Raw genomic sequence first — 22,152 nt, 5'->3', positions numbered from 1 at the left:
CTCAGGTCAGGGTGATCGTGTCCCCGCTGATCTTGAGCGGTTTCGGCGGCAGCGGGCGCGGCGCCGGGCCGGCCTCGACCGAGCCGTCCTTGATCGAGTACTTGCTGCCGTGGCAGTCGCAGTTGATCGTCCCGTTGGACACGCTCGCGACCGGGCACCCCAGGTGGGTGCAGATCGAGCTGAAGCCCTTGAAGGTGCCCTTGACGGGCTGCGTGACCACGGCCTGCCGGGACGCGAAGATCTTGCCGCCGCCGACCGGGATCTCGTCCGTGGTGCCGAGGACGACGTTGGCCGGCGCCGGGGGTGGGGTGCCTTTCGGTTCGCCGTACTTGGAGCACCCGGTCAGTCCCGCGGCAGCGCCGGCCGCGGCGCCGGCGAGGAACGTCCTACGGCTGGGTGGATTCACGGCGAGGGTCCTTTCAGTGGGTGGCGTCTCAGCGGGTGATGCCGAACGTGGTGAAGAACCAGAGCGCGGAAGTGAGCCACAGCCCGATCAGGCCGGTGAAGACGGCTCCACCGGCGACCGGGAGCAGCCAGGACGGCGTGTCGGTGCGGCTGAGCGCCAGCATCTTCACCACGAAGGCGCCGTAGAAGAAGCAACCGAGCAGCGAGTGAACGAGCACGCGCGGCTCGCCGTACTGGAAGCCGAGCGCGTACAGGCAGTGCGCGACGACCGGGAGTGTGACCGCGACGGCGGCTCGCCCGGACCAGCGGTGCAGCGGCGCGAGCTTGGAGCGCCCGCGGTAGATCGCGACCGCGCTGGCGAGTTGCACCAGACCGAGCACGGCCGCCAGCGTCGCCAGCCAGGTCTTCACCGCCTGGAAACTGGAGAAACCCGCGATGTCGATCGCGACACCGGTTGGGTGATGCACCCGCCCGTAGACCCCGAGCGCGACAGCCGCCGCGGCCCCGGCGATGAGCGGTACTGCGACCGCGCCACGCTTCGCGACTGACGTCGTACTCATCGGCCCTCCTCGTCTCCGGTGATGGGTTGGGCGGTGACCTGCGCGCCGTTCACCGTCGCCGAGCGTGTGGTCGGGTCGAGCGGTGGAGCGGGGGCGGGTGTGCCGTCGTTGTCGATGCCGACCTGGGAGCCGTCGGGGAGGACGATCCAGCCGATGGTGGCGGTGCTGTTGCGGGCGCGGTAGAGGCCGGCCGGTGGTCCTGCTGGGCGGGCTGCGAATCGGAGGGTGCGTCCGTTCAGCGTGAGGGTTCCGGCGGCTGCATTCGCGGTGGTGGCGCCGGTGAGGTGTTCTCCGGTGCGGGCCTTCAGCGTGAGGCGACCTGGGGTCGCGGTTCCGGTGAGCCACGCTTCCAAGCGGCGGCCGTCGCAGATGTAGGCGACGGAGCGGGTGCCCTTGACGGCTATTGCCAGGGTGGCTTCTCGGCCAGTCGTTCGGCCGATGTAGACGACGGTCTTCTGAGCTGGCGTCGTCTGCGCCGGCGGTGTCGGTTGAGTCGCTGTGGGTGTCGGCGTCGGTTCAGGGGTGGGCGTCGGGCTGGCTGAGGCGGGCGTCGCGGCGTACCCCGGCGGGCCCGCTGCCTGGGTGCTGTTCACCACCAGCAACGCGACCAACCCGACGGCCGTCGCCGCCAGCGTCACCAAAGGACTGCGCTGCCCCATCTCCCCGATTCACCCCGAGACTCGCCCCCAGACGAGAATCTCGCCGACACCGCGGCTGGTCAACGGCTGGCCGGTCCTTCTAGGCGGGACTTCCACAGCGGGCCCGCTTCAGAGCACTTTCAGGCCGTACATCTCACCCAGCGGGTCGGAGATCAGCTCGATCCGGGCGCCATCAGGGTCGCGGAAGTAGATCGACGTACCGCTCTCCTCCTGGAAGTCGACCCCGTGCTCGGTGAGGCTCTCCTTGAGCCGCTCCCACTGCGACGGCTCGACCGAGATCGCTAGGTGGTGCAGCCCGCCGAGCACCTCGGCGTACGGACCGAGATCGAGCCCCGGGAAGTCGAAGAACGCCAGCAGGTTCCCGTTCCCGATGTCGAAGAAGAAGTGCGTCGAGCCGGCGTAGTCGCGGTTCCCGACCATCTCGGTCAGCGGGAACCCGAGCACGTCCTGGTAGAACCGCACCGTGCGCTCGACGTCCGCGCTCAGCAACGCGGTGTGATGCAGTCCGCGCGCCGACGACTGACCGGCGGGCTTCAGGTACGCCGACCTGATCCGGTCCCGCTCGGCTTCGATCGCGGGCAGGTCGATCTCGGTCATGCCATCCCCCTCAGATCCGGAAGAACAGGTTCAGGTACCGGTCGGCGACCGCCCGGTCGCCTCGGATCGTACCGGCGTTGCTCCGGCCGAAGGCGGTCAGCACGAAGCTGCCGGGATCGAACTCGATGACCGCCGACAGATCGCTCGCGTCACCGGCCGTGTAGTCCATGCCGTCCGGACCGACGGACACCCTGGTGTCACCGGCGTTCGGGCCGCTGGTGATCCGGATCCCGAGCTGGCACGGATCCTTCGCGCCGGTCGTGTACTTCCACAGCACGAACATGAACGGCACCAGCAGATCGGCCGCCTCCCCCGACAGTCCGTGCGCGCGGCCGGTGCCCTGCCGGATGTCCCACGAGTGGACGCCGTAGTCCATCAACTGGAACGCCGGGAAGAAGAACGCCGGCAGCGGACCCATGTAGAAGTGCGGCACGGTGAACCCACCCCACTCGTCGGGCCCGAGCGCGTCGAAGATCCCCATCATCTTGTCGAAGTCGGTCCGCAGCCGCTCTACCAGCTCCGGCCGCGGCACACTCCGCAGCGCCAACGCTTGCTTGTCGACCCGCTCGGCCATCCCCGGCAGCCCGTACGCCGGTGGTACCTCGCTGTGCGACCGCGCCGCGTCGAACGCCACGAAGTACGACTCGGTCGTGTCCGTGAGATGCGCCACCACATCGCGCACTTCCCAGTGCCCGGCCCCGGTCGGCGCCTCCCACACGTCGTCGGTGTCGACCATCCCGAAGAACAGCTCCGCTTCGTCCCGCACCACCCGGAGCATCGTGTCCTTACCCTCGAACGACATCCCGTTCCACGCGTCCACGGCGTACCACCTCCACCCCCAGAGGCCACTCCTTGAATTTCAAACTACGCCGATCACACCCGGTCGTCACCACCCCGGCGCCCCGATGTGAATTCCACCCCTGGAGTTTGCTACTGTTCTCCGGTCGGCACCGCGCAAGCGGTGAGACCACTCGTCCGGGTGGCGGAATAGGCAGACGCGCTAGCTTGAGGTGCTAGTGCCCTTCGCGGGGCGTGGGGGTTCAAGTCCCCCCTCGGACACGGTACTTATCCACACGGTCGGCCAATGGGTCGACTTCCACCTCGACGATCTGCTCGCGGTGGTGGTACGTCAAAGCCAAGCGAAGCGACGAGTAGAGCTCACTCAGCTCCTCGGATCCGGCGAGATTCAAGGCCTTCCCGACGCTACCGAGTTCGTCGACGTACGACTCAAGTTCCTTGCGACTCAAGCTTTTCTCGCTCGGCACCGCAGCGAGAGCCGCCTCGGCGGCGCGCTTCTCTCCAGCCGCGGCGTTGTACTGCTCGCGTAGCTTCGCTGGATCCCAGCCGGCATCGAGTGCCTTACGCAACTTCTTCATAACGGTCTCTGCGGCGATCACTCGGTCACGCATTTGCTCAACGCGTTTCGAGCACCTGGTCCGCTGATTCGTCAGCCTCCATCAGCGCCGAGATCGTCTCGTCGCGATGGATCGGATCGAACAGACTTCCGATGCACCTGTTGATGGGCTTCGTGATCAGATCTACACGAAGGTAGATCTGCGGAGGATGAGCCAGAGCGGTCGCCGATCCAGGCACCAGCGTGCGAGCGTTGCACCGGTAGTAGATCGTGTCCTCGCGGCGGGCCGCACCTTCCATCTTCCGGACGCAGATCCCGCACCTGATCCGGCCTCGATACACATAGACGCGCTTTTTCGGTGTCCGCCGTCGCTCTGCCGCCGACCACCCACCTTTGCCGCCGGCCTGACGCTTGCGCTTCTCCAGTTGTGCCGCGGTAAAGGTCTCGACCGACACGATCGCGGGATGCGCCGGCTGCCGCGACCGAACGATCTTGGCCTGCGGCGACCGACGGAACCTCACGACGTAACCGGCAGCCACGTCGTCCGGATCCAGCAGTTCCTCAACCTTCTGCCACCGGCCGTAGACCGCATAGCCGGTATACCGCGGATTCTCCAGGACTGCCGCGACCGTCGAGTGCTGCCAACCGTCCATCTTCCGATGTCGGTTCTGCTGAGGCGCGTGTGCCGACGGACATGGAACGCCTTCCCCAGACTTCACCGAACGCGAAGAAGAGGTCCTCGACCTGGTCGCCCACGGCTGGTCCAACACCGAGATGGCCCGCCACTTCTGCCTGTCCGACAAGACCATCCGCAACCGCATCACCGTGGTCGCCAGGCCGATGGTCACCAGGCCCATGTCACCGAGGCCCGTGATTTCTCATCGAGAAGTCGTCCGGATCAACCAGGCACAGTGGCGTTGGAAGCGTCATGCTTCCGAGGCTGACCGGGGCGGCGTGGTCGGCCATCACCACGTAGCTGAGCAGCCCAACGGCCGCGGGCATGCGTTGGGGTCCACCTTCGTGCATTGGCCGGCGGCGATCATGGTCTTCTCGGCGAAGGCGCCGAGCCCCAGGGCGGACGAGAGCGGGATGCCGTCCTCGAGGGTCATTCTGCCGTGCTTTGTGGGTGGCGAAGCAGTACTGCAGGTCGCCTCGCTTGCATGCTCGACACTCACCGCATACGGGCTCGCCAGTTCAGAAACGGGAGGTCGTCGTTGATCCCGCCCTCGCGGTAGCGGATGTCGGCGGGCACACCCCGCACGAGGCCACTGTGACCACCGCCGCGCCGGGTCCGGGGTCAGGCACGTTGACAGGTTCGACCGGTTCGCCCTTGGCGCGGGCGATGAGGGGGTTGACCTACTGCATCGTCAGGCCGTCATGGTTTCAGCCAAGCACCGTTCCCGACGATGCTGCATTGGTCTGGCGACGTCGCGAGAAGGCTCCCAGGTTAATGACGTGGCCGGTGTGGGGCGCTGTGTACGTCAAGGGCTGCACGTCGTGGTCAGCCCCGTTCGTCACGCCGTCGATGATGGTGGTCATCAGGGACCCGATGAGCGGGGCGTTCTTGAACTGGTTGCCACTGGTGCCCATGGCAACGTAGTACCCGGGCGCCTCGGTCCGGTCATAGATGGGCGTCCAGTCATCGGCTGCGTCGTACACGCCTGCGATACCACGCGGACGATTGGGAACGGCGAGGTCGGGGAGACGGCGTGCGCCCCGAAGCACCTGCGCTTCGAAACGCTCCGTCGTGGGGTGCGGGTTCGCGGCGTCGGGATCGTCGATCCACTCCAAGGGGTCGCATGCGGGTTCGGTTCCACCGATGAGCATGTTGCCGCTCGACTCTCCGCGGATGTAGGTGCCGAGGTCGGCATCGGCGATGATCGGGAAGCCGGTGGGCAGCGACGGCGGTGCAGCGACGTGGTGGACCTCCTGCCGCACCGGTCTGACTTTGACGGTGAAGTCCGACCCGATCCCCGCGAGCCTGTTCAGCCCGGTGGACCAGGGCCCGGCAGCGTTGACGACGATGGCGCCTTCGAGGACGTCACCGTCGTGGAGAGTCACCGCCCACGACTGCTGTCGTTGCTCGACGGCGGTGACGGCCTTCTTGTACCGGAACGTCGCACCGATGTGCGCCGCGGCGGCGGCGAGGTTTGCCGCAGCTCGCTGGGGATCGTCGACGTATCCCGCGTCAGGCGTGTAGATGGCGCCGAGAACGCCCGTGGGAGCCTCGAAGAACTGGTCGGAGGTGACAGGCTTCGGCGGGAAGTAGCGACCCGCGTCGACATGGGGGAATGCCTTCGCGAGCTCGGCAGGTCCCCATTCTTCGAACGGGATCCCCGCCGCGAGGAACATCTTCGCCATCCGGTCGCGAGGCATGATGTCGACGTCGAGGAACGCCAGACCGCAGCGCTTGAACGAGGCCAGTCCCGCCGCGTCGGCGTAGCCGAGGTGGTCGGCCCAGGCCTCCCACCGGAACTTCGACTCCCACGCGGCGGCCATGCCGTCCCAGGTCGAGTAGTTGAACCGGACGACCGCGCTCGACGCGCTCGTGGACCCGAAGCCAGGTCCACCTGCCTTGTCGACGACGAGCACGGAGTACCCGGCTCGGGTCAATTCCAGCGCGATGGACGCGCCCACCACACCCGCCCCGACGATGATGGCGTCGGTGGTCGTGCTCATGTGGTACCTCCGAGGTCTGTGTGTTGGTTGCTGCTGCCGGTGGAGATGCCGAGCTCGGACATGCCGATGGCAGCCACGAGGGGTGGTGGGCCGCTCCCGACCAACCGCGGGAGAGCCCGCATACGGAAGGTGGTCTCCCGCCCGGCCAGCCGCTGCGCTCCGTCGGGCCGGGCGGGTGGGCCACTGTTGCTAGGGCAGTGGCACGTTCTCGACGCACTTCACGCCGGTCGGGCAGCGGCTCATTCGTTGTCCACGGCGATGACCTTGCCGGGGTTGAGGATGCCATGCGGGTCCAGGGCGGCCTTCACCACGCGATGGAGATCCAAGACCTCCGCGGGCAACTCCTTGGCGAGTCCGTCCATCTTGAGCAGGCCGACACCGTGCTCTCCCGTGACCGTGCCGCCCAGTGTAATTGCCTCATCGATGATCTCCCGGAACGCTCTCTGCGCACGTTCTCTGGCCTCGTCGTCGCCACGCCGCGTGATCAGCAGGGGGTGCAGGTTGCCGTCCCCGGCGTGGGCGATGTTGGCGATCAGGGTCTCGTGCTTCTTTCCGATCGCCTCGATCCGGGCGAGCATCTCCGGAACCACCGCCTTAGGCACGCAGACGTCTTCGGTGAGCACGGGCCCCAAACGCTCAAGGGCCGGGTACGCCAGGCGCCGCGCTTCGAACAGAGCGTCCGCCTCGGCTTGGTCGGTCGAACGAGCCGCCCAGGTCGCCCCGGTTCGCTCGAAGCAGTCGCGGATCGAGTCTGCCTCCTCCTCTCCCGCCGGGCCGGGGACGTCGCACCGCGCCAGCAGGATGACGTCGGCCTCGACGGCCAGGTCCATCTTCTTCCACTGGTCGACGGCCTCGAGGCAGTGCCGGTCGATGAGCTCCAGGGCGGATGCGACGATGCCCGCCGCGCTCACGGCCGCGACGGCACGCCCGGCGTCCAGGATCGATGAGAAGTAGCCGGCCACGGTGTGCTCGGGCGACCGCTGAGGGCGTAGCCTGAGCGTGACCTCGGTGATGACGCCCAGCGTCCCCTCGGAGCCTACGAGCAGTCCGGCGAGACCATATCCTGCGACGCCCTTCGCCGTACGTCGGCCGAGTCGGACCAGCTCGCCGGTTCCGGTGACGACCTGCAGTCCGAGCACGTAGTCCGCAGTGACGCCGTACTTCACGCAACAGATGCCACCCGCGTTCGTCGCGACGTTGCCGCCGATCGTCGACCACGGTGCCGAGGCGGGGTCGGGTGGGTACCAGAGACCGTGCTCCGCACACGCGTTCCGCAGGTGGTCGTTGACGACACCCGCCTGCACCACGGCCAGCCGCTCCACGGGGTCGATCTCCGTGATCGCCGACATCGCCTCGGTGGACAGGACGACACACCCGTCGACAGCGTTCGCTCCGCCGGACAGGCCAGTGCCGGCCCCGCGGGGTACGACGGGCACGTCGTACTCGATGCAGGCGCGCACCACCTGCTGGACCTCCTCGGCGGTGCGCGGCCGGACGAGGACGAGCGGCGTACCGTGAGGAGCCCACTCGGCCTCGTCGTGGGCATAGCTTGCCAGCACCGCGGGATCGAGCTGAATGCGATCAGCGGGGATCAGCTCCCGTAGGTGTTCGATCAGCATCTGGCGCCTCCGTATCGCCTCGCTGCGGCGCCGTTGTGCTCTGGCGTTGGCCCGCACCCCCTGCGACAGGTCATGCAGGACTCGACCAGCAGGTGCGCATGAAGCTGAGGAACGCAGGCTGGAGGCCTGTGAGGTGGGTTTCGCCCAGCACCTGCGTAGTCAGCGTGAGTCCCGACTCGGCCGCGCGCAGGGATTCGACAAGGAGGGTGTACCCACGTCCGATCAGTCGGTAGATGGGCAGCTCACCCGTCATCTCAGGCCCATTGATCGTGAGATGGAGTCGCTTGCCGGTGAGATCGAGGGGCTTTCCTGCGAGCGCGAGCGCCGTGCTCTCCGGCGACGCGACGCCCGGGCTGCCTGCTCCATAGGCGGTGAACAGGGAACACCCCGTGAGCAGGGCGTACAAGGTGAAGAGGCCACCGTAGGAATAGCCGAACAGCCCGTGGCCCTCGGGAGCAACCCGGTAGCGACGGCTGATCTCCGGGTGGAGCTCATCTGTGATGAAGGACAGGAACGCGTCGGCTCGGGTGTTGGCCAGGTCCGCGAGATAGGCCTCGGCCTCCGGTCGGGTCATCAGCCCGTTCTCCACCGCCAGCTCCAACGAGGACCGCATCGCCGGCGGAACAGGCTCGCCCGGCGGCACGAGATCACGGTTGCGCACCCGTGCCCAGTCCCGGGCGTCGTCGCCGGCATATCCGACGGTCACCTGCAGGTAGGGAGCGATCGGAAGGGCCAGGTCGCCCTGCATCACCGCCAGCGGCGCCGTCTGGCCGACGCTGAAGTTGCCGTCGGTCACGTAGAGCACCGGATAGGCCGACTGCTCGTCCTGCGCGTACGTCGGAGAGGCCGTCACCCAGATCGCGAAACGGGCACCGACTGACGTCGACTCCATCTCGAAGTACTCCGTGGCGCCGAAGACCTGGTCAGCGGACATCGCGGAGCCGGCCACACTCCCCTGCTGATCGCCATTCTTGGCTTCCTCAGTCATGCGTTTCTCCTCGGGTCGTTCCTGTTGAGCGTCTTCGCCCTGGCTTTCGTCGCGCACGAGGCAGCTGCACGGCCCCCGGCGGTGGTCCGCGTCGGCGTCGGACGCGGACGGCTCCCTAGTCGAGCCGGTTCTTGATGATTTCTCCGCCGCGCATGATGAGGTCCAGGTTCCGGCCCTGCGCCGCAAGGAGGCCGATGTCCTGGAGCGGGTCACCGTCGACGACGATCAGGTCGGCGCACGCGTTCGGTGTGACCGAACCCAGCTTCCCCGTCTGCATCAGGACCTCCGCGCCGACCGACGTGGCCTGACGCAGGAGCTCGAGCGGCGTGAAGACCTCGCGGCGGAGCTCGAACTCCCGGGTCTGCTGGGTGTAGAAGCCGGCAAGCAGGTCCGTGCCGTAGGCGATCTTTACACCCGCGCTCCGCATCACATCCAGCCCGGCCATCGAGCTCTCATAAACCGTGCGGAGACCGTCCATGCGGTCGGGTGGCAAGCCCATCTCCAAGCCCTGCTCGACGAGCGAGAAGAGGCAGGCCATGGTCGGTACGACGTACGCGCCACGCTCCGCGACAAAGGCTGCCGTCTCGGCGTCGATGACTGCCGCATGTTCGACGCAGCGCACTCCGAACTCGACCGACCGGCGCGTCGACTCGCTGGTCAGGCAGTGCGCGGCCACGTAGGTGCGCCGTTCGACACATTCCTGGACAATCGCGCGAATCTCATCCTCGCGAAACTGGTTCATCCAGATCGGATCGCTCGGTGACATCACGCCGCCCGAGGCGACGATCTTGATGCAGTGGGCGCCGCGGCGCAGCTCCTCGCGCGTCGCCTTGATGCATTCGTCGACGCCATCGGCGATCACGCCTGCCCAATTCATCGAGGCGCACGAGCAGTATCCGTGCGTGTGGTGCTTCTCGTTGGGCGTGCGGTAGTCGACGTGGCCGCCGGTCATCGACAGGACCTTGCCTGCGTAGAAGAACCGCGGCGCCCTGATCAGTCCGTCGGCGATGGCCGCCGCCAGCGGATAGTCGCCACCTCCGATGTCGCGCACGGTCGTGAACCCGCTGTCGAGGGCATGGCCGAGCTTCTTGATCGCGTACGCGGTTCGGTAGGGCGCATCACGATCGTTGAGGACCCGGGGGTCGAGATCGGAGAAGTACGAGTGGATGTGCATGTCGATCAGGCCCGGCATCAGGGTCTTGCCGCCGACGTCGATCCTGCGTGCCTCGTCCGCCTGGATCCGACGATCGGACACCTCACGGATCTTGCCGTCCGCAACCAGCACCGACATCCCCCCGGGACATTCCTCGGATACGCCGTCGAAGACTCGGGCGTTCTCCAGGACGATCTGCGTCATCATCGCGTCTCCTCCACCACTTGGATCGATACGTGACCAGTCTCCGGCTCGCGGTACCACATCAGCACGACGGTGAGTGCCAGGACCGCCATCGATGCGACGAAGACGGGAAAGGCCAGGTGCGAGCCCGTGGCGTCGGTGAGCCATACGGCGACGAACGGCATGAAGCCGCCAATGATGACCGTGAGGTTGTAGGCTGCGGCACCCGCCGTGACGCGGACCTTGGCCGGGAAGAGCTCCACCACGTTGATAACGGCCGGAGTGATGAACACCGACAGCGGGATGACGAAGACCAGTGCCCCCAACAGCCCGAGGGCGAAGGTGCCTGTCGATCCCAGCAAGAAGGTCGGCACGATGCTCACCGCCATGGCAGTGGCACCACCGATCAGGATCGGCTTCCTTCCAACTCGGTCGGCCAGGCCGCCCGAGAGCAGGATGCCCGCGATGATCGCAAGACCGGCGATGGTGTTGATCGTCAACGCTGCTTCCTTCGAGAAGCCGTTGGCCAGCATGTACGCGAGGTAGGCGGCGACACTGGTGTAGATGGCGATCGAGTAGAACGTGCCGAATCCCAGGTACAGGAGGATGGCGCGGCCGTTCTGCCGCATCGCGAGCCAGAAGCCCTCCGGACTCGGTTCGACCATCGGGCTGTCTCGCTGCTCGTGCATCTGGTGGAACGCGGGCGTCTCCTGGAGGGAGCGCCTGATGTGGACCCCGACGAAGCCGAGCGGCAGAGCGGTGGCGAAGACCAAGCGCCAGCCCCACATCTGCATCTCCTCCGCCGGCAGCGCGACGGTGAGCACGGTCCCCAAGGTCGACCCCAGAACCATGGCACAGAACGTGCTCACACCCAGGAAGCTGACCACCCTGGCACGACAATGCACTGGCGCATGCTCGTAGAGGAACGCTGCAGCGCCAGCCAGCTCACCGCCTGCTGCGATGCCCTGCGCGATGCGAGCGCAGATCAGGAGAATCGGCGCGGCGATCCCGATGGTGGCGTATGACGGGATCACGGCGATGGAGAACGTCGCGACCGACATCAGCGTGATCGTGACGTAGAGAATGTGGCGGCGACCGTAGCGGTCACCGAGGCGCGCCAGAAGGACGCCGCCGATCGGACGCACCAGGAACGCGATTCCGTACGCTGCCCAGGTGTTCAGCATGGCCGCCGTTGTGTCGTCCGCAGGGAACATCGCGACCGAGATGAAGGCGGCGACCACGCCGTACACGGCAAACTCGTACCACTCGACGAAGTTCCCGACCGACGCCGCGACCACCGTCCGACTCAGGCTCGGTTCTTCCGCACCTTGGCGCGGACCTAGGTTCTCAACGCTCACGAAGCTTCCCTTCGCTACGCCACCGCGGCAGTGGCCCGCGCGGCGTCACCAGTTCCTGTTCGGTGCCTTGATCGACACAGCATTGCCTATGCCGGTGGGATCGGGCAGTAGTCATATGTCGTGAGTTCGAGCGAACCAAATCGACCGATGTCGCGGACACCCCGCGCACAGGTGAGATCGGTCCGCGTGCCCCGGAAAGGGCGCCTCGAGGTCACGCACGTCCAGCACCTGGTCGCCACGGACCATCCCCCCGTCGCCTCGTGTGCCGCGGCCTTGAAGGCGCCGATCGGTGAAGTTCCGCCTCGGATCGCCGGCGGGGGGACGGCCGAGCAAGCGGAGGAGAGCCCTGATCGAACGGGGCTGTCAGCTGTGGCCGTGCGGGTTGACGCGGAATGCGATCGCGAGGGCGCGGAGCTTGAGGCCGAGATGGAGAGCGAGGCGATCGTCGCCGTCCTGGAGGTTGCGACCCGTGACCTGTTCGATACGCCTGAGGCGTTGGTACAAGGTCGCGCGATGGATGCGCAGGGCCTCGGCAGCGTGCTGGGCGCTGCCGCCGTGGTCGAAGAAGGTGGTGAGAGTCCCTATCAGGACTCCGCGCACGTCGGCGTCCTCGAGTGCAATGAGGTCTGGGGTCCGAGAGGCTTCGGCCAGATCGTCGGGGGCAAGGGTGACCAGGAGCTCGTAGGGGCCGAGCTCGCCCCATCGCGCGATGTTGCCGACGCCAGGCACGAGCACAGCCGTCCGTGCGGCTCGCACCGCTTTGCGATAGGAGTCGGCTACTTCGTCGAGCCGCTCGACAGTGGGCCCGAGGCCGAAGACGAGTGCCGACCTACTGTGCGTGAGGTGTTTGAACCGGATCGTGATCCGACTGGTGATCGTGTCGATGAGGTCGCGGGTGGGTGGGCGCCGTTGGGCGAGGAGCAGCCAGGCTCGGGACCGGTGGGTGGCGAGCAACGCGACGTCCTCAGCGACCGCACGGCTACCTTCGTCGACCGCAGCCTCCAACTCGACTCCCCCTTCGGCGCGTGCCCCACCGCCGGACTGGCACTGCACGGCCAGCACCGTGAGGTGCAGGGGGCTCTCAGGAAACAGGTCCTCGGTGCGCAGGTCATCGATCGCCTGCGACCGGATCATCGTGTCGGGCGACACCAGGTCCCGCAGGATGGCTTCGTGGCGTGCCTGAGAGCGTTGCCGCACCAGCAGACGCCGGTACAGGACGGTGCCGGCGCGATCGGCAGCCTCGCCGGCCGCGGCCATCTCGGCATCGCCGAGAGTTCCGATGCGGTCGAGCAGCCACAGGTAGCCGAGGAGCTGCCCCTGGCAGCGAATGGGTGTGCACAGCCTCGGCGATGCGTCCGGGATCCCCAAGTCGAGCCTGCCGGGCTTGGTCCATTGCGAAACGCCGTGGGCGCGGATCAGTTCGACCACCTCGGGCGGGACTGTCCGATTGAGCACCGACCCGATTCGCAGCCGATCCTCGTCGCCGAAGTGCCTGCTCGCTGCCAGGAGCCGGATACCGGGGTCATCGATCGCCACCGAGCGCTCAAGTCGCTCAGCGAGCTGGTCCACAATGGCCTGCAGCTCGTCCTCAGCCATGAGCACGCTCCGTTCCCGGTATGGCGGACCTGCTCATAGTAGGCGCCGCGCCTGCAGAGGGACGGTCGCTGGACAGGAGGCGCAAACCGCGGGACCACTCAGGCATAGGCGTGCATCGGGGTAAGAGAGGCGCGTCCACACAAGCGACCGCCACACTCCACGACACCCGGCAGATGGTCACGCTGCTCGCCATGGCAGGCATCCTTGCCTCCCAGCCCGGCGACTACCACCGGCAGTCCACTGCTGCCCGTACGCCGCTACCAGGTCCCGTGGCCCCCAGCTCGGCCGTCCCCTCACCGTACTCCGCCGAGCCCCTCGGACCGGCGTCCGCGGCCTGACCGGTCTCCACGACGCGGCGCGCATCCTCGGCCTGCCCGTCACCGAAACCAAAGCCCCCGCCGACGAGGGCCTAATCCCCGTGATCGAGACCGCCAGGCGCGTGCGGTTCCGGCGCGACCTCATCGCGCTCGCGGCAGTCCGCCGGCGAAAGACCGCGGAGCGGGTCCTCCTCGAGGCATAGCCGTGTGGTTAAGCCTCGATCCACCGATCGGCTTGGCATGATGCACTGATTCGGGTTCGGCGTGATGCTTGGGCCGGGTGGGCGTGGTGGGGTGTCCCGCCTCGCTGCGGTGGGTTCCACTTGTGGTTGTCCGGTCGGGCCGTGGTTCGGCGGGGTGGTCAGGGTGTGGCGGTGGCGGGCGGTCCGCAGACCTGGTTGAAGAGTGCGGTCGAGTGCTGTTGCCAGGGCCAGCCGACGGGCAGGTGGAGGGTGATTCGCCTTGCGGATGAGGCGATCCGGGCGGCGACGTTGATCAGTTTGCGCCGGATCGTGCCGGTGCGGGCTTTGGCCAGGTCGGGGCCGGCGAGGGTGGCGGCGGCGCGGGTGAGGTTGAACGCCATCACGGCGAGCACCAGCCAGGCGGCGTTCGCGGCGAACACGCCGGACGGCAGGTGCGCCAGTGCGGAGTCCTTCAGGTCGGCGTTGACTTGCTCGATGACCGCGTGACCGCGGTGGGTCTTGTCGATGGTGACGGTGTCCATCACGTCTGGGTCGACGGTCGTGAAGAAAGCGTGGAACCGCCAGACGTCGAACAAGGTTCCCTGGTCCGCGGCCTTGTTCTTGTCGGCGTTGAGATCGGGGATCCGGCGGACCACGAGCCGGCCAGGCACCCGCTCGCTCTTACGGGAGGCGAACGCGGTGAACGGGATTTCGGCGACCTCGGCGCGGGAGACCCACCGGCCGGTCTGCTCGTCGTAGATCGCGTCGGTGTACTCGATCGGTGTCCACGCGTCGGGGTCGTCCGCGAGGGCTGCGATCGTGGCCTTGATCCGCTTGTCGAGCCGGACGGTGACCGAGACATCGGCGCCGGCGCGGACCGTGGCCAGCACCAGGCCGCGCCCGTAGAACGCCGAGTCGGCCCGCACCAGCGGCCTGCCGGACACTCCACCCGAGAGTCCACGCACGGTCTTCAACGCGTCGGTGACCAGGCGTTGGGCGCCGCGCGGCGACCCGCAGGCACCCTTCCGCAGCCGCTGCGCCACGATCAACGGTGCGGTGCCGCTGGTGGTGACCGTGGCCAGCAGCGCGTTCAGCCCGCGCACCCCGGAGTAGCCGAACCCGGCGCCCTGCTTGGCGTGGCCGTGCACCTCGATGATCGTGTCATCGACATCGACCAGCACGAACTCACCACCGTCACCGTCACCGTCGGCGACCTGGCCGACCTGGCCGACCTGGCCGACCTGGCCGACCTGGCCGACCTGGCCGACCTGGCCGACCAGCGGCGTCTTGCCGGCCAGCCCGGTCAGGAACCGCGACGCGACCGCGTCGAGTTGGCGGACGTGACCGAAGGTGAAGCTGCGCAGGAACGACCCCAGCGTCGACGGCGCATACGCGTGAGTGAACACCCGACCCATCCCGCCATGCCGCAACAGCGCCATGTCGTCGATCGAGTCCGCGTCGGCCACCATTCCCGCGACCAGCGACGACACCTTCAACCCCGCGTTCGCGCCCTTGTCGGTCGGCACACTCAACCGCTCATCGGCCAGGCCACGCAGGCCCACCGACTCCGCCAGCGCCATCGCCGGCACCAGCCCGGCCGACGACACCAAATTCGGATCATCGAACTCCGCACGAACCGCCCGGGGAGTATGACATAGTTGCATCTACGAGATGCCCTTCGTGCTCGGCGATCTGGAACCTTCGACAAGTCCCAATCTCCCAGCCCGCAAGGGCATTCTCGCGTTACGGCACGCCTACCCCGCCCAACTCACCCCAGTCCATCGGTGGATCGAGGTTAAGGTGCGTGTCCCACCTCGGACACACTTCTTAACCCCACGCAGGGCGGGAGTAATCGACACTTCCGCCACCTGCACTCGATGGTCACAAGCAACCGTCAGACCCAAGGCTTCGTACAGCTCGGCCAAATCGTTACGGTCCGCGAGATCCAGCGCCTTCGCCATGTCACCAAGCTGCGTCACGATCGCGCGGACGTCGTCTGCGGTCGGTTGAGGCACTGGATCGACAGCCTTCAGACCGACTTCCGCAGCTCGCTTGTCGGCCGCTGCCGCGTTGTATTGCTCGGTGAGGGTCTCCGGATCCCAGCCCACCTCGATCGCCCGCCGCAGGCGCTCCATCGTCGACTCCGCGGCCGCGATACGGCGCCGGAACGATTGCGCCTGGGTCTCGATCCTGTCCGCCAGCTCGTCGGCGTCGGCCAGCGCCTCCACAGTGCGCTGGATGTGGGCCGGGGCGAACAACCGGGCGATCCACGCGTTGATCTTGGCTGTCAGGTGGTCCTCGCGCAGATAGACGTTCACCGGATGGTCCTGCAGCGCGGGTGACCCGGGAGCCAGGCTTCGGGCCCGACAGCGGTAGAACGTCGCGTGTGACCGGTGCGAGCCCTCCATCCGTCGCCCGCAGATCGTGCAGTGGATCCGTCTACGCAGCACGTAGGTGTGCGACGACGCGACGCGGGTCCTTGTTGCTCGCGCTCGCTCGGACATGCTCGCTCCAGCCCGCGCGGACATCTCCAGCTGCACTCGCGTGAAGTCCTCGACCGACACGATCGCCGGATGGGCAGGCTCGCGTGATCGCACGATCTTCGACGCCGGCGAACGCTTGTACCTGACGACGTGGCCCGCCGCGACGTCATCCGGGTCTAGCAGTTCCTCGACCTTCTGCCACCTGCCGTAGATCGCATACCCCGTGTACCGCGGATTGCACAGGATCGCCCTGACTGTCGAGCCCTGCCAGCCGTCGCCTGAACGATGCCGGTTCTGATGAGGAGGGTGGGCGGCCGGGCACGGGACATGCTCGGCGTTCAGCAACTGGGCGATGCCTTTGTGGCCGATGCCTTCCAGGTACAGCGCCAAGATCCGCTCCACGATCGGAGCCGCCACCTCGTCTATGGCAAGGACTCTCAGTCGATAGCCCTCCTGCGCCTTTCGTGGGTTCGGGTGCGGTCCTGCGTCGACGACGACATAGCCGTACGGCGCTCGTCCGCCCTGATGCTTGCCATCGATCAGAACCTGGGCTGCCATCGCAGCTCGAACTCGACGTTGCACATGCTGCCGCTCCGACTTCGACAGTCCACCCGTGATCGTCATCGCCATGTCGTGCACAGTGTTCTCGGCATCGAACCGACCACCGAGACTCGGTACCCAGAGCGATACGCCGTACCGATCGAACTTCGGCCAGGTAGACTGAACTGATTGCCGAACCAGCATCGAGTCGCCTCGCCGACGACCAATCCGTCCCATCCGCGATTGGGATTCTTCAAAGCCTGCAACGCACGGCTGGCCTCGTCTCGTCGTTCCCACGGCAACGAACGCGACTGCCCGATGTCGAAGAACTCCTCCACCACCACGCCACCAAGCGGCTCGACGAACCGCGTCGCCTCCCCCAGCTGCCAAGCCTTGGACGTCTTCGGATCCTGATTGTCCTCGGTCGAGCACCGCCCGTAGAACGCCAGCCGTCCAACGCCACTGGCCGTCGAGTGGTGAGGCAACGCCTCTGTGCCCAGCAGGTCGTCGAGAGTCGCCCACGGATCGAGGCCGTCGCCGCTCATGATGCCTCCTCCCCCGACTGCGACGCAGCGCCGGTTCCGCGCCTCGCCCGCGCCAGTCGCACAACGATCCGGCGCAGCACACGAGCTGCCTGCGGATAGAGCGCCCGCGGCCTGCTCGGCATCCTCACCCGGACTCGCGGCTCATTCCCGGAATCCCCACTGACACCGTCCGCATCTGACTTGTCCATGCGTGTTCAACGCATGAGCTATGCACAGTCCTCAACGCTTCGCAACGTCAGCGGGTTGTCCCGCGCGGGTCAGTCGTCGAGCCACTCTTCGCCAATCGCGTCCCGATGCGGACCCTGGTGATAGCCGAGGAGGCACGGTTCATCCGTGCGGGGATTCCGCCCGTCGCAGTCCAGTTCTTGCGCCGAACGGAGTACCGGCCATTCGCGTCCGCTCTGCCTGGTCAAATCCACTTCCCCGTCCTCCGATCACAGCCATCGCTTGGATCGGCCAGGGCGACGGGGCAGGAGAACCGCACACCACCCGGCGCACGCTCGGGGCTCACCCGCCGCCCTGACCGTGCCCCCAAATCTGCCGCCAGCAGCGCGTAGGAACCACCGAGACAGCCAGTGACCATTCACCCCAAACCTCCCCGCACAACAGGGAGTTTGTGACACCATGGGATGTATGAGCATCAACGTCGGCGCCCGTCCCGCCAAGGCGAGCAGTCTGCGCCAGCAGCGACGAGACTGGGCCACCGAACTGCGCGCCCAGGGATCAACCTGGGTCGAGATCGCCGACGCCTTCGCCGACCGGTACGGCGTGAACCCACGGGTGGCGTTCCGCCTCGCCCACGACTGGAGCCAGCGCGACGCAGCCGACCAATGGAACCATCACTGGCCGGACGACCCCAAGACCTTCAAGAACTTCTCCTACTGGGAGCAGTGGCCGGCGCCGACCGGTTACGCCCCATCTCTGGACGTCCTCGCCCGCCTGGCCGAGCTCTACCAGTGCTCCGTGGCCGACCTCGTCATCGACCTAGCCGACTACTCGAATCTCGACACAGCCCGAGCCACAAGCGGCGACCTCAACGGCCTCTGGCTCTCCCGCTACAGCTACTTCTCCACCGGCCGCGACGCCAGCCTGCAAGGCGAACACACCATCCGCCTCCACCACACCGGCAGCCGGCTCCACGGCACCAACGATCCCGCCGACGGCGAATCACGGCTGACACTGGATCTGTCCGTCAGCGGAGCCATCGCCACCGGAACCTGGAAAGAACGAACTGCACCCACCGGCTACTACCGCGGCGCGGTCTACCACGGCACCATCCAGCTAGTCGTCAGCCCTCACGCCCGCGGCATGAACGGCCGCTGGCTCGGCTTCGGAAAGAACTTCATCGTCAACTCGGGCGACTGGCACCTCGAGTGGCTAGAAGCCTGACCATCAGACCTCCGGCACCTCGCCGGACCCACTGATCAAGGCAACGATCGTCGTACCGTTCGGAAACGCGCCGCGCGCAATCTGGTCGAACAGTGCGTACATCATCTTCGCTTCGTACACCCAGTCCAGCCGCACACCGTGCCGCTTCTCGAAGTCGTCGATGAACTCGCCGAGCTCAGGTGTCCGCTTCGCGTAGCCACCGAAGTGGTAATCACACTCAAGCCGCCAAGTTCCAGTACGCGCGCCGTACACCTGCTCCTGGAGCGCAACGATGTCATCCTCAAGGAACGCGCCACCCTTGAGGACCGGAACCCCGATCGCCAGCTGGTCCGGCCGCATACCGGCAGCGACACCGGCGATCGTCCCTCCGGTGCCAACCGCGCAGAACACGACGTCGACGGACGCATCCAGCTCGGCCGGCAACTCCGCACATCCCCGGACGGCATCGGCATTGCTACCACCCTCCGGGATGAGATAGAAGTCGCCGAACTCCTCGTGCAGCGCCTCGATCACAGCCTCCGAGGCCTTCGCCCGGTACGTCGTCCGGTCGAGGTACATCAGCCGCATACCGCGCGAGACGGCGTAGCGAAGCGACGAGTTGAGCGGCAGATGTTCCTCACCACGGATCACGCCGATCGTGCCGAAGCCGCAGTACGACCCGACCGCAGCAGTGGCCCGGATGTGATTCGAATAGGCACCACCAAACGTCAGCAGAGTCCCGAACCCCAACTCCCGGGCAGTCGCGACGTTGTACTTCAGCTTCCGCCACTTGTTCCCCGCCACCTCTGGATGAATCAGATCATCCCGCTTCAGCAGAACCCGCACCCCCGCAGCCCTCAACCGTTCGTCATCAATCTCGACAACCGGCGACGGCAACCGAAGCCCCGCAATCAACCCATCCTCCACCACGCCAGCATGGCACGCCGCCATCGTTCTGCCCTCCCGCAGGCCCAGCGTCCGACCACGACACCAAAGCGGCCGCTGCTGCCCAAAACTGACCAGGCACCGGTCGCTCGTCGACCCGAGCCTTGATCGACAGCAGAAGCTCCGTGAGCCACTGGATCTCATCGATGATCATCGGCTTTGGCCCGGCTTGCCAGCAGTATTCGTACGCCGTATGGTACGGCGAATCGTACAGCGTATGGTTATGGAAGGTCGTGGGTGCATGAGTGTGATCCGGATCGTGAGGGCGCGGGAACACAACCTGCGGGACGTGTCGCTTGAGCTGCCCAAGCACCGGCTGATCGTGGTGACCGGTGTCTCCGGCTCGGGCAAGTCGTCGCTGGTGTTCGACACCCTCGCAGCCGAGGCGCAGCGTCAGTTGAACGAGACCTTCAGTACGTTCATCCGCAACCGGCTGCCGAAGTACGGGCAGCCCGCGGCCGACGGGATCGAGAACCTCTCGCCCGCGATCGTGGTCGCTCAGCGCCGGATCGGCGGTAACGCCCGCTCCACCGTGGGCACGGTGACCGACATCCACCCTCTGCTGCGCCTGTTGTTCTCTCGCGCGGGCCGACCCACGGCCGGGTCCTCGAACCGGTACTCGTTCAACGATCCTGAAGGTATGTGCCAGGACTGCCACGGCACCGGGATCAGCGCGCGGCTCGACGAGAGCGAGTTGCTGGACCGGTCCCGGACGCTGAACGAGGGCGCCTTCCGCTTCACGAGTTTCGCCGTCGGCACCTGGTACTGGCAGTACTACGGCGACAACCCGCTGTTCGACCCCGACAAACGACTCGGCGATTACTCCGATCGCGAGTGGGAGACCCTGCGCCGCGGCGGCAAGGCCGTTGATCCGTTGCCCGGGACGCCGACCGACTTCGAAGGTGTGGTCGACAGGTTCAACCGGATCTTCCTGCGCAAGGACGTCGCCAAGATGTCGCCCAAGCGCCGGGCGGAGTTCGAGCGGCTGGTTCAGTCCGGCACCTGTCCGACCTGTGAGGGCGCCCGGTTGAACGCGGCGGCGCTCGCTTCCCGGATCGACGGGCGCAACATCGCCGAGCTGGCCGCGCTGCAGGCCGACGAGCTGCTCGACGTACTGGAATCTGTCGACACGCCGGACGCCGCTTCGGTGGTCGAGAGCCTGCGGGACCGCTTGGGCAACCTGGTCACCATCGGCCTCGGTTACCTCAGCCTCGACCGGCCGACGACCACACTGTCGGGTGGCGAGTCGCAGCGGATCAAGATGGTCCGCCACCTCGGCAGCAGCCTCGGCGACATGCTGTACATCTTCGACGAGCCGACGGCTGGGTTGCATCCGAGCGATGTGCAGCGGTTCAACCAGCTGCTGCGCAAGTTGCAGGTCAAGGGCAACACGGTGCTCGTCGTCGAGCACGATCGGGACGTGATCGAGATCGCCGACCACGTTGTCGACGTCGGGCCGGGTGCCGGCCCGAATGGCGGCCAGGTCCTGTACGAGGGACCGGTCGACGGCCTGCTCAAGGCCGGTACGCCGACCGGTCGCGGCATGAACCGGCAGCTCGAGCTGAACCGCAAGCCCCGTCAGGCGAACGGCGTACTGACCGTCGCCAACGCGACCGCCCACAATCTGCAGGATGTGACGGTCGAGTTCCCGATCGGGGTCTTCACGGTGGTCAGTGGTGTCGCGGGCTCGGGTAAGAGCAGCCTGGTCAACGGCGAGCTGCGCAAGCGGTACCCGGACGCCGTGGCGATCGACCAGAGCCAGTTGTCCGGCAACAGCCGCTCGACCCCCGCGACGTACACCGGGCTGATGGACGAGATCCGCACTCTGTTCGCCGCTGCCAACGGTGTGAGCGCATCGCTGTTCAGCGCGAACTCCGACGGCGCCTGCCCGAAATGTCGCGGGCTCGGGTTCGTCACCACCGAACTGGCGTTCATGGACGACCTGAAGTCGGTGTGCGAGGAGTGCGACGGGAATCGGTACACCCAGGATGTGCTCGAGTACCGGCTCGATGGGCGGACGATCACCGACGTCCTGGAGCTGACGGTCGGCGAGGCCACGGGCGTGTTCGACAGCGAGGTGATCGAGCGTGTCGTCCGGTCGCTCGACGATGTCGGACTGGGCTACCTCAAGCTCGGGCAGCCGCTGAACACCCTGTCCGGCGGTGAGGCTCAGCGGGTCAAACTCGCCACCGAGCTGCGGACCCCGGCGAAGGTCTACCTGATGGACGAGCCGACCACCGGCTTGCACATGACCGATGTCGACCAGCTGCTCGGCATTGTCGACCGGCTCGTCGACGCCGGCAGCACGGTGATCGCCATTGAGCACAACCTCGACGTCATAGCCGCGGCCGACTGGATCGTTGATGTCGGTCCTGGCCCGGGCCACCACGGCGGCCGCATCCTGTTCACAGGTACGCCGGAGGCGCTGCTCGACCGCCCGGACTCGGCGACCGCCCAGCATCTGCGCGCCGCGACCGCGCGGTCAGCGGAGTCTGCTCAGGGCTTCGCGATGTGAGGCTCGGAAAGGTCATTCGCGGCGGTCTGCAGGCACACCTGGGTTCCCGGTCATCGAGAGGGGTGGCGTCTGCTCGGATGGTGGCAATGACGGCTTACGTTCGGAC

At 66.9% G+C, this 22,152-nt stretch carries 19 protein-coding genes, 1 tRNA gene and 1 pseudogene; 4 read left to right on the top strand and 17 right to left on the bottom strand.

The genetic code is table 11. The features are described 5' to 3' along the window. Position 1 precedes the first annotated feature (1 nt). From ACWGID_RS19720 to ACWGID_RS19700, 5 genes are all read right to left on the bottom strand, one after another. On the bottom strand, positions 2-406 hold the full coding sequence (locus ACWGID_RS19720; protein ID WP_452198447.1) for a Rieske (2Fe-2S) protein: 405 nt from the start codon (positions 404-406) through the stop codon (positions 2-4). Positions 407-434: 28 nt separating this feature from the next. Further along, the gene (locus ACWGID_RS19715) at positions 435-965 is read right to left on the bottom strand and encodes a DUF6529 family protein (protein WP_452198445.1); all 531 of its coding nucleotides are present in this window, start codon (positions 963-965) and stop codon (positions 435-437) included. Further along, positions 962-1,624 (bottom strand): hypothetical protein, encoded by a 663-nt coding sequence (locus ACWGID_RS19710; RefSeq protein ID WP_452198444.1) that lies wholly within the window; start codon positions 1,622-1,624, stop codon positions 962-964. Before ACWGID_RS19710 ends, ACWGID_RS19715 begins: the two co-directional genes overlap by 4 nt. A 108-nt stretch (positions 1,625-1,732) precedes the next feature. After that, on the bottom strand, positions 1,733-2,221 hold the full coding sequence (locus ACWGID_RS19705; protein ID WP_452198442.1) for a VOC family protein: 489 nt from the start codon (positions 2,219-2,221) through the stop codon (positions 1,733-1,735). Between the two features lie 10 nt (positions 2,222-2,231). Then, positions 2,232-3,041 carry a maleylpyruvate isomerase family mycothiol-dependent enzyme gene (locus ACWGID_RS19700; protein ID WP_452198441.1) on the bottom strand — a complete coding sequence of 270 codons (810 nt, stop codon included), beginning with the start codon at positions 3,039-3,041 and terminating at the stop codon, positions 2,232-2,234. Positions 3,042-3,194: 153 nt separating this feature from the next. Between ACWGID_RS19700 and ACWGID_RS19695 the strand changes: the two genes are divergently transcribed. Continuing rightward, positions 3,195-3,280, top strand: a tRNA-Leu gene (locus ACWGID_RS19695). Here the strand turns inward: ACWGID_RS19695 and ACWGID_RS19690 are convergent. Both ACWGID_RS19690 and ACWGID_RS19685 read right to left on the bottom strand, forming a co-directional pair. Continuing rightward, complete coding sequence (locus ACWGID_RS19690) at positions 3,262-3,597, bottom strand: hypothetical protein (RefSeq protein ID WP_452198439.1); 336 nt, start codon at positions 3,595-3,597, stop codon at positions 3,262-3,264. The genes ACWGID_RS19695 and ACWGID_RS19690 overlap by 19 nt on opposite strands. Before the next feature lie 37 nt (positions 3,598-3,634). Beyond that, complete coding sequence (locus tag ACWGID_RS19685; protein ID WP_452198438.1) at positions 3,635-4,228, bottom strand: recombinase family protein; 594 nt, start codon at positions 4,226-4,228, stop codon at positions 3,635-3,637. A gap of 73 nt (positions 4,229-4,301) precedes the next feature. Between ACWGID_RS19685 and ACWGID_RS19680 the strand changes: the two are divergent. Further along, a pseudogene (locus tag ACWGID_RS19680) lies at positions 4,302-4,793 on the top strand (hypothetical protein); the annotation flags it as partial. A gap of 165 nt (positions 4,794-4,958) precedes the next feature. On the opposite strand, the gene ACWGID_RS19675 reads toward ACWGID_RS19680, so the two are convergent. From ACWGID_RS19675 to ACWGID_RS19635, 9 genes are all read right to left on the bottom strand, one after another. Further along, positions 4,959-6,254, bottom strand: a complete 1,296-nt coding sequence (locus ACWGID_RS19675) for an NAD(P)/FAD-dependent oxidoreductase (RefSeq protein WP_452198436.1) — start codon at positions 6,252-6,254, stop codon at positions 4,959-4,961. A gap of 239 nt (positions 6,255-6,493) precedes the next feature. Then, entirely contained in the window at positions 6,494-7,873 is a 1,380-nt protein-coding gene (locus ACWGID_RS19670) for an FAD-binding oxidoreductase (RefSeq protein WP_452198434.1), read from the bottom strand. A 70-nt stretch (positions 7,874-7,943) separates the two neighbouring features. Continuing rightward, entirely contained in the window at positions 7,944-8,918 is a 975-nt protein-coding gene (locus ACWGID_RS19665; RefSeq protein ID WP_452198433.1) for an alpha/beta hydrolase, read from the bottom strand. A gap of 58 nt (positions 8,919-8,976) precedes the next feature. Further along, positions 8,977-10,221, bottom strand: a complete 1,245-nt coding sequence (locus tag ACWGID_RS19660; RefSeq protein WP_452198431.1) for an amidohydrolase family protein — start codon at positions 10,219-10,221, stop codon at positions 8,977-8,979. After that, positions 10,218-11,555, bottom strand: a complete 1,338-nt coding sequence (locus tag ACWGID_RS19655) for an MFS transporter (protein WP_452198429.1) — start codon at positions 11,553-11,555, stop codon at positions 10,218-10,220. The genes ACWGID_RS19660 and ACWGID_RS19655 overlap by 4 nt, the downstream gene beginning before the upstream one ends. Before the next feature lie 363 nt (positions 11,556-11,918). After that, positions 11,919-13,151 (bottom strand): PucR family transcriptional regulator, encoded by a 1,233-nt coding sequence (locus ACWGID_RS19650; protein ID WP_452198427.1) that lies wholly within the window; start codon positions 13,149-13,151, stop codon positions 11,919-11,921. 678 nt (positions 13,152-13,829) lie between these two features. Then, on the bottom strand, positions 13,830-15,314 hold the full coding sequence (locus ACWGID_RS19645) for an IS1380 family transposase (protein ID WP_452198425.1): 1,485 nt from the start codon (positions 15,312-15,314) through the stop codon (positions 13,830-13,832). 90 nt (positions 15,315-15,404) lie between these two features. Further along, the gene (locus ACWGID_RS19640; protein WP_452198424.1) at positions 15,405-16,763 is read right to left on the bottom strand and encodes a recombinase family protein; all 1,359 of its coding nucleotides are present in this window, start codon (positions 16,761-16,763) and stop codon (positions 15,405-15,407) included. Beyond that, positions 16,754-17,218 (bottom strand): hypothetical protein, encoded by a 465-nt coding sequence (locus tag ACWGID_RS19635; RefSeq protein WP_452198422.1) that lies wholly within the window; start codon positions 17,216-17,218, stop codon positions 16,754-16,756. The genes ACWGID_RS19640 and ACWGID_RS19635 overlap by 10 nt, the downstream gene beginning before the upstream one ends. A 633-nt stretch (positions 17,219-17,851) precedes the next feature. Between ACWGID_RS19635 and ACWGID_RS19630 the strand changes: the two genes are divergently transcribed. Continuing rightward, complete coding sequence (locus ACWGID_RS19630; RefSeq protein ID WP_452198420.1) at positions 17,852-18,607, top strand: hypothetical protein; 756 nt, start codon at positions 17,852-17,854, stop codon at positions 18,605-18,607. Between the two features lie 3 nt (positions 18,608-18,610). On the opposite strand, the gene ACWGID_RS19625 is transcribed toward ACWGID_RS19630, so the two are convergent. After that, entirely contained in the window at positions 18,611-19,537 is a 927-nt protein-coding gene (locus ACWGID_RS19625) for a 1-aminocyclopropane-1-carboxylate deaminase/D-cysteine desulfhydrase (RefSeq protein WP_452198418.1), read from the bottom strand. Positions 19,538-19,772: 235 nt separating this feature from the next. On the opposite strand from ACWGID_RS19625, the gene ACWGID_RS19620 reads away from it, so the two are divergent. After that, complete coding sequence (locus ACWGID_RS19620; RefSeq protein WP_452198416.1) at positions 19,773-22,046, top strand: ATP-binding cassette domain-containing protein; 2,274 nt, start codon at positions 19,773-19,775, stop codon at positions 22,044-22,046. The last annotated feature ends 106 nt before the right edge of the window (positions 22,047-22,152 follow it).

The sequence above is a fragment of the Kribbella sp. NPDC054772 genome (assembly GCF_053611945.1).
Note: the sequence above shows the minus strand (reverse complement) of the source record. Positions and strands in the feature narration are given on the sequence as shown.